The organism is Celerinatantimonas yamalensis, from assembly GCF_046054155.1.
Taxonomy (GTDB): Bacteria; Pseudomonadota; Gammaproteobacteria; order Enterobacterales; family Celerinatantimonadaceae; genus Celerinatantimonas; species Celerinatantimonas yamalensis.
On the sequence record NZ_JBEQCT010000001.1, the window covers coordinates 510902 to 524289 of the forward strand.

Annotated in this window: 13 protein-coding genes; 3 read left to right on the forward strand and 10 right to left on the reverse strand. The window is 44.3% G+C overall.

All coding sequences use genetic code 11. The features are described 5' to 3' along the window. Positions 1–112: 112 nt before the first annotated feature. A complete protein-coding gene (gene rmf, locus ABUE30_RS02520) occupies positions 113–319 on the forward strand; it encodes a ribosome modulation factor (RefSeq protein ID WP_408622091.1) in 207 nt (68 codons plus the stop codon). Positions 320–365: 46 nt separating this feature from the next. On the opposite strand, the gene fabA is transcribed toward rmf, so the two are convergent. The 3 genes from fabA to rnt form a co-directional block, all read right to left on the reverse strand. Continuing rightward, positions 366–908, reverse strand: a complete 543-nt coding sequence (gene fabA / locus ABUE30_RS02525) for a 3-hydroxyacyl-[acyl-carrier-protein] dehydratase FabA (RefSeq protein WP_408622092.1) — start codon at positions 906–908, stop codon at positions 366–368. Positions 909–972: 64 nt separating this feature from the next. Continuing rightward, entirely contained in the window at positions 973–2739 is a 1767-nt protein-coding gene (locus ABUE30_RS02530; RefSeq protein ID WP_408622093.1) for an AAA family ATPase, read from the reverse strand. Positions 2740–2807: 68 nt separating this feature from the next. Next, positions 2808–3446 (reverse strand): ribonuclease T, encoded by a 639-nt coding sequence (rnt, locus tag ABUE30_RS02535; protein ID WP_408622094.1) that lies wholly within the window; start codon positions 3444–3446, stop codon positions 2808–2810. Positions 3447–3564: 118 nt separating this feature from the next. On the opposite strand from rnt, the gene ABUE30_RS02540 reads away from it, so the two are divergent. Further along, positions 3565–4440, forward strand: a complete 876-nt coding sequence (locus ABUE30_RS02540) for a flagellar protein MotY (RefSeq protein WP_408622095.1) — start codon at positions 3565–3567, stop codon at positions 4438–4440. Between the two features lie 44 nt (positions 4441–4484). Here ABUE30_RS02540 and gloA read toward each other — a convergent pair whose 3' ends face one another. Then, a complete protein-coding gene (gloA, locus tag ABUE30_RS02545) occupies positions 4485–4892 on the reverse strand; it encodes a lactoylglutathione lyase (protein ID WP_408622096.1) in 408 nt (135 codons plus the stop codon). Between the two features lie 323 nt (positions 4893–5215). Between gloA and ABUE30_RS02550 the strand changes: the two genes are divergently transcribed. Next, positions 5216–7252: a methyl-accepting chemotaxis protein gene (locus ABUE30_RS02550; RefSeq protein ID WP_408622097.1), complete on the forward strand. Its 2037-nt coding sequence runs from the start codon at positions 5216–5218 to the stop codon at positions 7250–7252. 342 nt (positions 7253–7594) lie between these two features. Here ABUE30_RS02550 and nth read toward each other — a convergent pair whose 3' ends face one another. Genes nth through rsxB form a run of 6 tightly spaced genes read right to left on the reverse strand, consistent with a single transcriptional unit; the run spans position 7595 to position 13387 of the window. Further along, entirely contained in the window at positions 7595–8227 is a 633-nt protein-coding gene (gene nth / locus ABUE30_RS02555) for an endonuclease III (protein ID WP_408622098.1), read from the reverse strand. Then, the gene (locus ABUE30_RS02560) at positions 8224–8919 is read right to left on the reverse strand and encodes an electron transport complex subunit E (protein ID WP_408622099.1); all 696 of its coding nucleotides are present in this window, start codon (positions 8917–8919) and stop codon (positions 8224–8226) included. Before ABUE30_RS02560 ends, nth begins: the two co-directional genes overlap by 4 nt. A 2-nt stretch (positions 8920–8921) precedes the next feature. Further along, complete coding sequence (gene rsxG / locus ABUE30_RS02565) at positions 8922–9551, reverse strand: electron transport complex subunit RsxG (protein ID WP_408622100.1); 630 nt, start codon at positions 9549–9551, stop codon at positions 8922–8924. Beyond that, positions 9544–10611 carry an electron transport complex subunit RsxD gene (gene rsxD, locus ABUE30_RS02570; RefSeq protein WP_408622101.1) on the reverse strand — a complete coding sequence of 356 codons (1068 nt, stop codon included), beginning with the start codon at positions 10609–10611 and terminating at the stop codon, positions 9544–9546. Before rsxD ends, rsxG begins: the two co-directional genes overlap by 8 nt. Beyond that, on the reverse strand, positions 10608–12827 hold the full coding sequence (gene rsxC, locus ABUE30_RS02575) for an electron transport complex subunit RsxC (RefSeq protein WP_408622102.1): 2220 nt from the start codon (positions 12825–12827) through the stop codon (positions 10608–10610). The genes rsxD and rsxC overlap by 4 nt, the downstream gene beginning before the upstream one ends. Next, a complete protein-coding gene (gene rsxB / locus ABUE30_RS02580; protein ID WP_408622103.1) occupies positions 12827–13387 on the reverse strand; it encodes an electron transport complex subunit RsxB in 561 nt (186 codons plus the stop codon). Before rsxB ends, rsxC begins: the two co-directional genes overlap by 1 nt. Position 13388: the final 1 nt, after the last annotated feature.

Genomic DNA, 13388 nt, shown 5'->3' on the forward strand with positions numbered 1-13388 from the left:
ATTTTAATCAATTTGGCCTTTGACTCTCATAACTAGGTCAGCGATAGTAAACAGGGAGGCGGTTGATAACCCCTCCCTGTTTTTTTGAACTACCACTAAAGAGGGTTGCTCTATGAAAAGACAAAAACGTGATCGCTTAGAACGAGCTCGAGCTAAAGGATATCAAGCTGGCTTGGCAGGACGCTCTAAAGAGACCTGTCCATACATGGGGGTAGATGCTCGGGGTTATTGGTTTGGTGGATGGCGTGATGCGTCTGAAGAGCGAAGCAGCGGTATGCTTAACCAGCAGCAGAATTATAATGAAATGCTATTATTTTAAATAGGATATGTAGTAGCCCGGTCAATGAGAAACCGGGCTACTTCGCTTAGAATGAACTTGTATCCTGGAAAAGTCCCACTTTTAAGTCTTTAGCGACATAAATTTCTTTGCCATCGACTTCAACACGCCCATCAGCAATCCCCATGACTAAACGACGATTAATGACACGTTTAAGATCGATGCGATAAGTTACTTTTTTGGCGGTAGGCAAAATTTGACCGGTAAATTTTACTTCACCCACACCGAGTGCACGGCCTTTACCGGGGCCACCCAACCAGCCTAAGAAAAATCCAACTAATTGCCACATAGCATCAAGGCCTAAGCAACCAGGCATGACTGGATCACCGGGAAAATGACAGCCGAAAAACCACAAATCAGACGTAATATCTAACTCTGCGACAATTTCGCCTTTACCATATAAACCACCTTCATCAGAAATATGGGCAATACGATCCATCATCAGCATATTGGGGGCGGGGAGTTGGCTATTACCTTCTCCAAAAAGCTCACCACGGCTGCAAGCGAGTAGATCATCACGAGAAAAACTATGTTTTCCTAATTCTTTTTGAGATTGGGGTTGTTCCGACATAATTCTCTTTGCTTCTAAAAAAATTGCATGTACTTTAGCTGACCTCTTAAAGTGAGACAACTGCTTAGGCTTCTTTTTTTACCATTCGCTTGAAAAAGCGAAATAAACTTGAGCGTCTATGGGAATATTCACCGCTGAATAGCGCTCTGGATCGATATTCAACCAGTCCCAAAAGCCCTTCACCAGAGCCCGGTGAGCCGGCTGGGCGATGGAATAATAACTCAATGGCCTCATCGATATGCTGAACGGGGTAAATAAACAATCGTTTTTGTTCAACGGCTGCAACGATCTCATCGCTTAAATTTAATTGTGATAAGTTCGCTTGAGGCATAATAATGGAGTGGACGTTTTCTACGTCGATGAGTTGGCAGACCCGATAAAACCCTTCGATTTTTTCATTGATCCCACCTACTGCTAAGACATTACCAATTTGATCAACTGCACCCGTTGTGGCAAATGACTGATCCACGGGTTGATTGGCTAACGCAGAAAGAACAACGACTAAGCTTGCAAGTGATGCGCTGTCACCATCTATCTCATGATACGATTGTTCAAATACAATGGTGCCTGATACCGGGAATTGGCTGTCGCGGGCAAATTCTCGAGTTAAGTATCCTTGGATGATCATCATCGATTTAGCATGAATATTCCCTGCCAATTCAGCTTTACGTTCTACATCACTGAGATCGCCTTCACCGGGTTGAACGGTCGCCGTGATCCGTAGCGGTTCGCCAAATGCATAACTGAGCCCTGGACTTTCCAATACAGATAGCCCATTAATTTGGCCTATTTTTAGTCCATTGAGATCGAGTCGAATATGGCCATCTCGATAATTGCGTAACGACCACGTTTGCTCACCGGAACGGCTATGTTGTAACTGCTGGTCGCAGTCTTGTAAATGGCTCAATTCTAATCGATGATCTGGCGATAGTGCAGCGGTGTAGCGTAATAAATGAATTAAAAACGAAAAATCGAGTGCCAGATAACCTTGATGTTCACTACGTCGAGTACCTTGGCGCAATAGCCACGTGAGTAGCGCGCGATCAGTTGGCTGCTTCACACCCGCTTGGGCAAATAGCACGGCTAGCCATGCTTCTATGTGAGGTTTATCAACGGGAGCCTCTTCGAGAAGTTCACATTTACACGTCGCTTGCAGATAAAGCTGGGGATAATCTTGTACCAGTTGTTCTAGCTCATCACTATTGCCCCAGAGCAATAGCTTGACATGAATGGGGGTGGGCGGTAGAGATAAATCATCCGATCCACTGCGCACTTGCTGCCAATCGAATTGTTCCTGCTCGATACACTGCCAAAGTGTCAGCCAAAGGTGGGGCTGCATCAATAAATCCCGAATGGATATGGCTAATATCCCGTGATTGGCTTGCCAAAGAAGCCCCGGTTGATAATCAGCAATAGCGCTTTGCAAGCTACCATTGGACAGATGGCTCGGATAATGGCCAAACAATTGTGATTGACTCAAATGATGGGCACAAACCAACTGACTAGTTGGGTGTGGATCCAATGCTATATCCCGCTGTTTTAACTCAGTTGACGGTTCAACAATATCAACTGATAAGCGTTCATTACCATGTAAACAAGTGATCGGTTTGCTTTGAGCCGGGAAAAGAGCCATGGCCCATTGATCCAGCGTCATAAATGCTGGAGTTTGGACCAACATAAGCCGACTATTCGCTTGCATTGCAAAATAATTTAGCAAGCCGTTAAATTCTGGTTGCAGCTGCGCATAAGGAGATAATGCGCTGGTTGCGCCATCAAGTAGTTCACCAAAGTGGGCTTGGAGTTGGTCGCAATTCAGGGAGGATACAGTCAATAGATCTTGCCTCAAAATAGAATCAATCAATTACGAAATATTGGATTTAGAACGCCAGACTAGACCTCTTATTCAGTCGATGAAAGAGGCCATCCGCCTAAATGTTGCCAGCGATTCACAATGTAACAAAATAGCTCAGCGGTTTTTGTCGTATCATACAGTGCACTATGTGCTTCACTCTGATCAAACTCAATTTCAGCCGCTTTACATGCCTTTGCCAAAACAGTTTGCCCTAAAGCTAAGGCGCTGAGCGATGTTGTATCGAAGCTGACAAAAGGGTGAAATGGATTACGTTTAATATGGCAACGTTCAACGGCTGCATTCATAAACCCCATGTCAAAGGCCGAATTATGGGCTACCATCACAGCTCGATTACAATGAAATAGTTTGAGTCTCCGGCGTACTTCTTTGAAAATAGACTTAATCGCTTCATCTTCATTGACCGCTTGGCGTAGCGGATTATACGGGTCTATGCCGGTAAACTCTAGCGCACTTTGCTCTAAGTTTGCGCCTTCAAAAGGTGTGACGTGAAAATGGCAAGTCGAGCCAATTGTCAGCTGTTTATTGCTATCAATGTCAATTAGACAAGCTGCGATTTCTAAAAGAGCATCCGTTTTTGCATTAAAGCCTGCGGTTTCAACGTCGATAACTACAGGGTAATAGCCACGAAAGCGGCTTGATAGGAAAGAATTCGTTGTATCTGTCATAAAAGCTATAAGCGATGAATCATCCCGCTATTATTACAAATGGCGCCGATGAGTGCGAATCTGTTTAAAGTTTTTTAACTCTTTGCCGATATCAAGCTGTGAGATAATGTGAGGCAATATGAAGCGACGACTTTTTATTTGTAGTGCTTGTTTGTCAACCTTTGTGTATGCAAGCAGTGGGTTGCGGCTCTATCAGGCGCCAATGGATGATTCTACATGGGTGGTGTCCGAATCCACACCATTGGCATGTCAGTTGGATCATGTGATCCCATCATTCGGCGTTGCTCATTTTGTGAGCAAGGCAAGTCGTCATATCAATTTAGATTTTTCGCTGGATATGCGCCGTTTACCAGCTATCACGCATAAAGTGTTGCTTCGCAGTGTACCGCCCCCTTGGCGTCCTGGGCGCTCGGCTAAAACAGTCGCAAAGCTCAATTTTTATAAACAGTTTGATGGTCGATTACATGATCAACCTGCTTGGGAGATGCTATCTGAGCTAGATAGCGGTAATTTTCCAACGTTCTATTTTAATGATTGGTATTCAGGGGGCGGGGCGACAGCCGTTGGCTTGTCAGCAATTAATTTTCGCAGTCATTACGACAAATTTATGCAATGCGTGAGTCAATTATTACCCTATTCATTTAATGATATTGCGTTCACTGTCCTCAATTATAAACAAAATAGTGATCAGCTCACCAAAGAGTCAAAAGCTAAATTAACGATGGTTGGCAACTATGTGAAAAATGATCCGAAAGTCGATATGATTGTGATTAATGGTTACACTGACAGTTATGGTGGACGGTATCCGAACCAAAAACTCTCAGAAAGCCGTGCTAAAAGTGTGAAACAGTTCTTTGTCACAAAGGGCTTTGACGGAAATAAGGTGAAGGTAACAGGGTATGGTGAAAAACGCTTTATAGCTTCAAATCAAACTTTATTGGGCAGAGAAAAGAACCGACGTGTCGTGATTTCCTTAGGCAAAGAAAATGGGTAAGCATAATGGCTATGCTTATCCACTCGCAGAGGGTTATATGTCAATTAGCCTTCTAGCCCTTGCCCTGCTGCTTTTTTCTCAATAAGTTCAATGGCGTAATTGTCGGGGTCTCGAACAAAAGCGATGATGGTGGTTCCTCCTTTTACTGGCCCCGGTTCACGGGATATAGTGCCGCCTTGCTGGCGAATTTTATCACAAGTGGCATAGATATCATCCACAGCAATTGCAATATGGCCATACCCATCGCCCAGATCATAGCTGTCTTTTCCCCAGTTATAGGTTAATTCCAAAACAGCTTCGTCCGTTTCAGCGCCATAACCTACAAAAGCTAACGTATATTGATATTCAGTATTTTCACTCTGACGGAGCAGTTTCATACCCATTACATCAGTGTAAAATGCAATTGAACGCTGTAAATCACCAACCCGAAGCATTGTGTGTAATATTCTCATAGATAATAGCCCCTTCTTTGTTTCCAATTTTACCTTATCATACGAAAATACTGACAATTTGGCGAATTTCTTCATATTCAGAGAAAAACTGCAGACCATTGGCCGCTTAAGCACTAGGCCTGTTAACGATATCAGGGATCTATGTATTAATAAGGTCATTAAATGAACGATTTAAAATAACCTAGCTTCCCCAAAGCCCATGCTTTGAAATATTTATCTTATATAACAAATAACACCCCATTATTTGTAGAATTATCATTTGCTGGATTGGCAACTGTTTCCTAGACTCAATAAAGTTATCACATTGACATGATTGAGATGTTATGAAACTGAATTCTATTCGAATTAAAATGATGCTGCCAATTATGCTGCTAGCGGCGATATTAGCTGGATTATTGCTGGTGATGTTTTATCTGAATAACGCACAGAAAGCGGCGATGATTCGTCAATCTGAACATTACTTTGAAGCTATAGCAGCAGTACTTAACGCAGACCGCGATCTTTATCAGGCGAGACTGGCTCAAGAAAAGCTCTTAAATCAGTCAGGCAATGTTGCCGATAATTCGCGAGATTTTGCAGACAATGCGAAACAAGTATCCGATCGTTTCAATAAATATCGCGACTATGTGGCTGATGAACCTAGTTTGTTGAAACCGTTTGAATCGTTTGATGCACAGTACCAAAGTTGGCTGAGTATTAGCAATAAAATCATGGCTAGTTACAAAAACAAGACTGTGCTAAACGACCAGTTCAGTGGGCTCGACCCACAATTTTTGGTGATCCGTAAAATGATTGACAATGCAGGTGACGGTTTGAGGGAACGAGTCAAACAGTTAGAACAACAACATAGTCTTTCTGTTGCCGACATAGAGCGCTATGTCGAAGCTATTACCGAGGTTCTCAATGCTGACCGCGATATCTATCAAGCGCGCATAGCTCAGCAAAATATCGTGAATAACGTAGGCGATTTTGACGCGAATAAACGTGCGTTTGAAGACAATGCGAAGCAAGTGATCCAACGGTTTAATTTATATCGCAGCTATCTTGTTAATGAACCAAATTTGACTCAACCCTATGAACAATTTGATCTATTATTTAACGAATGGTTTCAGCAAAGCACACGTTATTTACAATCTTATCAATCATCGGGTAAAACTGAAGTACCTATTCAGTTTGAGCAAGTAGAACAACGGTTTGCGAAGCTCAGAACATTGCTTGATCAAGCGGGGGAAATGGTTCGAAAACGCGCTAGAGGGGCTGAAAAAGAGATGATTAAAACCATGGCAGAGTTTCAGCAGATTGCCATGGTGGTTATGCTAATCGCCTTTGTTATAGCATTAACATTTGGTTACTACATACCACGTCAAATAACACGTAATATTGAAAGTATTACCAGCCGTATCAAAGAAATTGCGGCGGGTGACGGTGACTTAACACAGCGAATTGCATCCAAGTCATCCGACGAATTAGGTGATTTGGCTAATCAATTTGACGAATTTGTCGAGCGACTACGTGTAATTATTAGCAGTGTCAAACTTCAGTCTAATTCCCTTGGCGGAATGACAAATTCATTGACCGATGTTTCAAAAAAAGCTTCGCATATTACCCATGCGTTAGTTCAAGCCTCTGATTCTATTGTGAGTGCAGCCAACCAAATGACGATGTCTAATCAACAAATGGCGGATGTTGCAAAAAAATCGGCAGATGAGGCCAACCACTCTAATGAAGTCACGCAGCAGGGGACGACCGCGGTGACATCATCACAAGCCGCAATAGCGCGATTAGCTGATGATATTGAGCAAACGTTAAATCGCTCTACTGAGCTAGAACAAAGTTCGAGCGCTATTAGTTCAGTGCTTGAAGTCATTCGTAAAATTGCAGAACAAACCAATCTGCTGGCGCTCAATGCTGCTATTGAGGCCGCGCGTGCGGGAGAGCAAGGCCGCGGATTTGCGGTTGTAGCAGATGAAGTTCGAACACTGGCTACTCGTACTCAAGAAAGCACGAATGAAATTGAAACGATCATTGAGCAACTTAAAACTAACGTTTCCGCCTCATCGGTAGCGATTAAGACTAGCCGCAGCAATGCTGAAAAAACGACTGAAACATTTAAGGAAATGAGTGAAATATTTAACACCTTAACGACGTCATTTTATGAAGTGCAGCAGATGGCTCAGCAAACATCGCAAGCCACTCAAGAACAGGCTGTGGTTTCTCAGTCCATTATGGATAACTTATTAGGGCTAAAAGAGCAAACAGATGGGGTAGAAGAGGTATCAGGGTTGATTGGTTCACACTCACAAAAAATTTCCGATCTCTATCAGAAACTTGATGCAGAAGTTGGCAATTTTAAAGTGTAGTGACTGCCTGTCATTTATTATAACAATATGATTTTCTTTCAGTATCTAAATTAAAAGGGGATCATGAAAACGAGAAACGAGTCAGTTGATAATGTGTGCAACACTATTATTTGATTTTGGTGTTGAAAAGCAGGGCGCGATAACAACTGACTTTCTTCTCTACTTCAACCATGGTGATTATCTGAAATTAGCGTAGCCCCTCTGATACGCAGATAATGGGAGTCATTGAATTAACCTGAAATAATTTATCTCAAAGAGCCGTTGACCATGCTCTTTCACCATTATTAGCGCATTGTGAGCGAGCTAGATGCTCTATGCCACTTGAGTCATAAAGACCGCTTATTATTCTGTCTTTGAGTCAAATTCACATAGATCTTCAATGATACAGGAGCCGCAGCGGGGTTTGCGGGCGATGCAAGTATATCGTCCATGCAATATGAGCCAGTGGTGAACATCCACTTTAAATTCAGCCGGAACTACTTTAATTAGTTTTTGTTCTACTTGATCAACATTTTTCCCCATAGCAAATTTGGTGCGATTAGAGACTCGAAAAATATGGGTATCCACCGCGATCGTCGGCCAACCAAAAGCAGTATTGAGAACGACATTCGCAGTCTTGCGACCTACGCCAGGTAACGCTTCAAGCGCTGCACGATCTTCTGGAACTTGACTACCATGTTGATCGATTAAGATCCGGCAGGTTTTGATGACATTCTCTGCTTTTGAGTTATATAAGCCGATTGTGCGAATATACGCTTTGAGACCATCAACACCGAGTGTCCAAATGCTCTCAGGTGTATTGGCGATAGGGTAAAGCTTAGCCGTTGCTTTATTCACGGAAACATCGGTCGCTTGAGCCGATAGCATCACGGCAATGAGTAATTCAAATGGACTATCAAATGTAAGCTCAGTCGTCGGATTGGGGTTTTCATCGCGAAGTCGACTTAAGATCTCTTTGCGTTTTTGGTTATTCACAACACGCTGACCTCTTCAGATCGATCACTCAATGCTACTTGATGTTCACTAGCGCGTTGCTGCAGTTTTTGATCAATGACATATTTAAGCGCAATCAATAAGCCCAATCCCATAAAAGCACCAGGGGGAAGGATGGCCAATAACATGTGTTGATTAAAGTGAAACACTTCGACCCGCAATACGCTAGCCCATTGTCCTAGTAGTAAATTGGCGCCATCAAATAAAGTACCATTACCGATAATTTCACGAATAGCCCCTAGCACAAACAAAATAGCGGTGAAACCTAGCCCCATCATGAATCCATCAAATGCAGCCGCTGGGGCACTATTCTTTGCTGCAAAGGCTTCAGCACGGCCGATAATAATACAGTTGGTGACAATCAGTGGAATAAAGATCCCCAAATTCAAATATAGGCTATAGAGATAAGCATTCATTAACAGCTGCACGCAGGTGACTAGGCTTGCAATAATGATGACAAATACTGGGATCCGAATTTCATTGGGCACCCATCGTCGAATCAGAGAAATAAGTGTATTCGATGCAATTAACACTAACATTGTGGCAAATCCAAGCCCCAAGGCGTTAGTGACAGTTGCAGTGACTGCGAGCATCGGACACAATCCCAAGCGTTGTACTAACGCAGGGTTATTTTTCCACAAACCTTGTAAAGCTATTTCACGATATTGGCTCATGTTTAATCTCCGCATTTCTGATGACTAGAAATAATCTCATCAGCTTTTAACTGGTTGAGCTCTAGCGTGTGTTTTATCGCTTTAACCACTGCTCGAGGGGTAATGGTTGCACCACTAAATTGGTCAAACATACCGCCATCTTTTTTTACTGCCCAGCGGCTATCATTGGAGCTGCGTAAGCGCTTACCGGTAAAATCTAAGATCCAATTCGTTTTACGTAGCTCAATTTTATCCCCTAATCCTGGGGTTTCATTCTCACTGATCACTCGTACCCCGGACACTATCCCATTGCGTAGTACTCCGACTAATAGCTGAATATTGCCATTATAGCCATCTGGAGCAGTGGTTTGATAAGCGATGCCTTGCACTTGTCCATTTTTTCGGGCAATCCATACCTTATGCAATTCATTGTTCCCCAAATACTCAGGATAGTGAATCAGGCGACAGCTTTTTAACAATGCAGGGTTCACTAAATCTGCAGGTAGTACCTGTTTTAGTGAACGGCTCAATTTAGCCTGCTGTTGCTGCAATATTTTGGGGCCGGTTAATTGATTGGTGAAGACCACAAATAGAGTACAGATTAGGGCAAATAATGCCAATAAAACCGCATTTTTTACAACCGGGTTATTCATGAGATGATTTTCCCTTATAACCGTAAACACGAGGTTGGGTGAGGTGATCGATCAAAGGCACGCACATATTAGCAATCAAGACGCCAAAGGCCACTCCATCGGGGTATCCTCCAAAATGGCGGATCAAAAATACTAAGGCGCCCACTAAACTTGCGTAGATGAGTCGCCCTTTGTTCGTCGTTGAGGCGGTGACAGGATCAGTAAGGATGAAGAAAGCACCAAACATGGTCGCACCAGAGAATAATTCTATCAGCGGTGATGCAATGCGCTCGGGGGCGTACGCATGACCAATAGCACTTAACACTAACATGGTCGCTATAAATGCCAGTGGAATGTGCCAGCGGATCACCCGGCGCCACAACAAAAATAGGCCCCCGACAAGAAATGCCCCGTTTATTGCACCCCAGCCGATGCCTGCAAAATCACCAAATAAGGGTGAGGTCACAACTTGCGCGGCGCTGCGGCCCACAGTTAACCCCGTACGCAGTGCATCAAGTGGTGTGGCTTGGGTGATGGCGTCTGCACTTGTTGCCATTTGATGCAAACTAAATCCATCGGAAGTAAATCCAGTGAAAATGAGACTTATACCATCCCAATTGGTGAAGGGATTACCGAGTAGATCCTGTGGTAATAGCCAGCCGGTCATTGCGACAGGAAAGGAGATCAACAAAAACACATAAGCTGCCATTGCGGGATTAAATATATTTTGTCCTAAACCGCCATAAATATGTTTGGCGAGCAATATAGCAAAGAGTGTACCGAGAATGCTCACCCACCATGGCGCATAGCCGGGCAACGACAATCCTAATAATACAGCGGTGACGAATGCACTATTGTCTGACAAGATCGCCAAAACAGGGCGTTTGCGAAGCGCTACCACAATGCCTTCTGTGATCCACGCGGTGATTATACATAACGCTATCTGGATCAGATGACCGATCCCAAAATAGTAATATTGTGCAATGACACCCGGAATACATGCAAGTGCCACTTGGGCCATAACGGCGCGAGTAGATTGATGCGAGCGCTTAAATGGTGAGCTGAGGATGGCCAGTTTCATAGATTTGATGATTCCTCATTGGAAGAATGTATAGGGTCGGATTGACTCGTCTGCGAGGCATTTGCATCAGACTCGGCGGTTTTTTTCGCTTTAGCTTTAGCAGCTGCGGCTGCAATTGCCGCTTTTTTATCTACCTTTGGGCGATCAGGTTCAACTTGAACTGCTTGCTCAGCAGTTTTTTTCGCTCTGGCTTTAGCAACTGCGGCTGCAATTGCCGCTTTTTTATCTACATTTGAGCGATCAGGTTCGACTTGAACTGCTTGCTCAGCAGCTTTTTTCGCTTTGGCTTTTGCCACAGCAGCAATCAGCGCCTTTTTATCAGTAGCCGCATAAACGGGAGCGTCTTGTTTCGCGCTTTGGGGTGATACTGGGCCAGGCTTATTCGTCGTATCGACAGGTTCAGCATGTGTTTGCGTTTGTGCACGTTTCGCTTTAGCCCGAGCAACTGCGGCGTTAACGGTTGCTTTGCGTGTGGATTGTTCGCCTGTACTGCCGTTATCTTCGCTCTGTCGTTTCGCTTTCGCTCGAGCGATTGCCGCAGCAACTGCGGCTTTACGCTGATTATCAGGAGCAGGCTTAGATGCTGACTCATCCTCAGCCATAGTACGCTTGGCTTTGGCTCTGGCCACCGCGGCGGCAACTGAAGACTGGCGATCTTGTACTTGAGCGGTCGATGAATCCACACTTTGATGATGATCTTGGCTCTGTTGCTTTGCCTTCACGCGCGCCATAGCCGCTGCGATAGCATCTGTCTTATCTGAATGTTTTAATTCTTGAACACGATCTTTAGCGGCTTGTTGATGGCGCAACTCGCGCTGTTGTTTTTCACGTTCTAAACGCTGATTTCTGCGCTCGGTTCGTTGTCTCGCTCGTTCAGCATCAATTTCTAACTGTTGTTGCTCTCGCAACTGAACTTTTCCGCGTCGGTAATATTCTACCAACGGAATTTTACTGGGGCAGACGTATGCACAAGCCCCACATTCAATACAGTCTTTGAGATGATAGTTTTTAGCTTTATCAAGCTCATTGCCTTGAATAAACCAGAATAACTGTTGCGGAAGTAGATCGGCTGGACATACTTGGGCGCACTCACCACAACGAATGCAGGCAAGGGGTTGCTGCGATTGACCAAACTCTTTCTCACTACCATAGAGAATACAGTTACTGGTTTTAATTAAAGGCACATTAGGGGAGGGAAGTGTATATCCCATCATTGCTCCACCCATGATCAGTCGTGGATAACGAGGGGATTTTTCGGGTAAAAGTGCTGCCACTGGGGTACCAATATCAACCCATATATTACGCGGTTTTTTAATCGCATTACCCGCTAAAGTGACTATTCGCTTGGTTAATGGTTCACCATAATCGATAGCGCGATGAACCGCATAGGCGGTGCCTACATTTTGCACCATAATGCCGATATCTGCTGGCAGACTACCTGCTGGTACTTGGGTACCTGTCAAAATTTGGATCAGCTGCTTTTCACCACCAGAGGGATACTTAGCCGGTATTACTTGCACTCGCAGCGAATCATCGGCAACGGCTAGCATCGCCGCAATCGCGCAAGGTTTATCGTCTTCAATCGCCAAAATAGTCAGCTTGGGTTGCAAGATATGCTGTAGCCACTTGATCCCTTGTCTAATTCCACCACTGTAGTGCTGCATCAAGGTATCATCTGCACTGATATATGGTTCACATTCAGCCCCGTTGACCACGAGCAACTCAATACCCGAACGAGACGCTAACTTGATTGCTGTAGGAAAACCTGCGCCGCCCATGCCGCTAATGCCTGATTGGTGAATCGCTTGAATTAAACTTTGCCGATCATCGGTATTCGTGACAGGCGTTAATTTCTGCCAGTTGTTTTGACCGTCTGGACGAAGCATGATGGCCAATTCTTCTCGAGCCGACGGATGGGCACATGGACGAGGTTCAATGGCAACAATAGAACCCGACGTCGGGGCATGGATAGGCGGGGCTGAATACAAAAAGCTTTGGGTAAGTGCCTGACCGCCTAGTACATAATCACCCACTGCGACAGTGAGCATGCCCGCATCACCGATATGTTGATGTGGATGCAGAATATAATCGCCTTGATAGTCAAGTTTGGTTGGACGACCTGTATCAATTCCTTTTTTATGGGGATTGGGATGTATTCCACCCTGAAAATGCCAAAGTTTTCCTTGTTGGATCTGTTCAAAAGTTTGTAAAGTCATCAGTGACTCTCAATTTCAACAACGGGGATGCTATTGAGCTGCCAATCCCAGTTTTTAGTAGTTTGTGCTAAAGGGCGCATCTCAATACAATCAGTTGGGCAAGGTGCTACGCATAGTTCACACCCAGTACACTCACTTGCAATGACCGTGTGCATCTGGCGCGTACTACCGACTATCGCATCGACCGGGCAGGCTTGAATGCATTTGGTACAACCGATGCACGCATCTTCATGGATAATCGCCACTTTTTTCTGATGATCTTGAACCGTTGTATCATCTTGCGGTGGTTCAACCCCTAATAAGTCAGCCAGCTTTTTGATGGTAACGTCACCACCAGGTGGACATTTGTTAATGGCCTCACCTTGGGCGATAGCTTCAGCATACGGGCGACACCCGGCGTACCCACATTGACCACATTGTGTTTGAGGGAGAATTTGATCAACCTGATCAGCAAGCGGGTCACTCTCAACTTTAAAGCGAATCGAGGCATAACCTAAAATAGCACCAAAAATTAACCCAAGCAGCAGCAACGCGGATGCTGCGTAGAGAATAGTTATCATA

Bases quoted from the DNA above. Each gene is read 5' to 3' on its own strand.
- rmf (WP_408622091.1), top strand. From the start codon at position 113: ATGAAAAGACAAAAACGTGATCGCTTAGAACGAGCTCGAGCTAAAGGA.
- fabA (WP_408622092.1), bottom strand. From the start codon at position 908: ATGTCGGAACAACCCCAATCTCAAAAAGAATTAGGAAAACATAGTTTT.
- rnt (WP_408622094.1), bottom strand. From the start codon at position 3,446: ATGACAGATACAACGAATTCTTTCCTATCAAGCCGCTTTCGTGGCTAT.
- ABUE30_RS02540 (WP_408622095.1), top strand. From the start codon at position 3,565: ATGAAGCGACGACTTTTTATTTGTAGTGCTTGTTTGTCAACCTTTGTG.
- gloA (WP_408622096.1), bottom strand. From the start codon at position 4,892: ATGAGAATATTACACACAATGCTTCGGGTTGGTGATTTACAGCGTTCA.
- ABUE30_RS02550 (WP_408622097.1), top strand. From the start codon at position 5,216: ATGAAACTGAATTCTATTCGAATTAAAATGATGCTGCCAATTATGCTG.
- ABUE30_RS02560 (WP_408622099.1), bottom strand. From the start codon at position 8,919: ATGAGCCAATATCGTGAAATAGCTTTACAAGGTTTGTGGAAAAATAAC.
- rsxG (WP_408622100.1), bottom strand. From the start codon at position 9,551: ATGAATAACCCGGTTGTAAAAAATGCGGTTTTATTGGCATTATTTGCC.
- rsxD (WP_408622101.1), bottom strand. From the start codon at position 10,611: ATGAAACTGGCCATCCTCAGCTCACCATTTAAGCGCTCGCATCAATCT.
- rsxC (WP_408622102.1), bottom strand. From the start codon at position 12,827: ATGACTTTACAAACTTTTGAACAGATCCAACAAGGAAAACTTTGGCAT.
- rsxB (WP_408622103.1), bottom strand. From the start codon at position 13,387: ATGATAACTATTCTCTACGCAGCATCCGCGTTGCTGCTGCTTGGGTTA.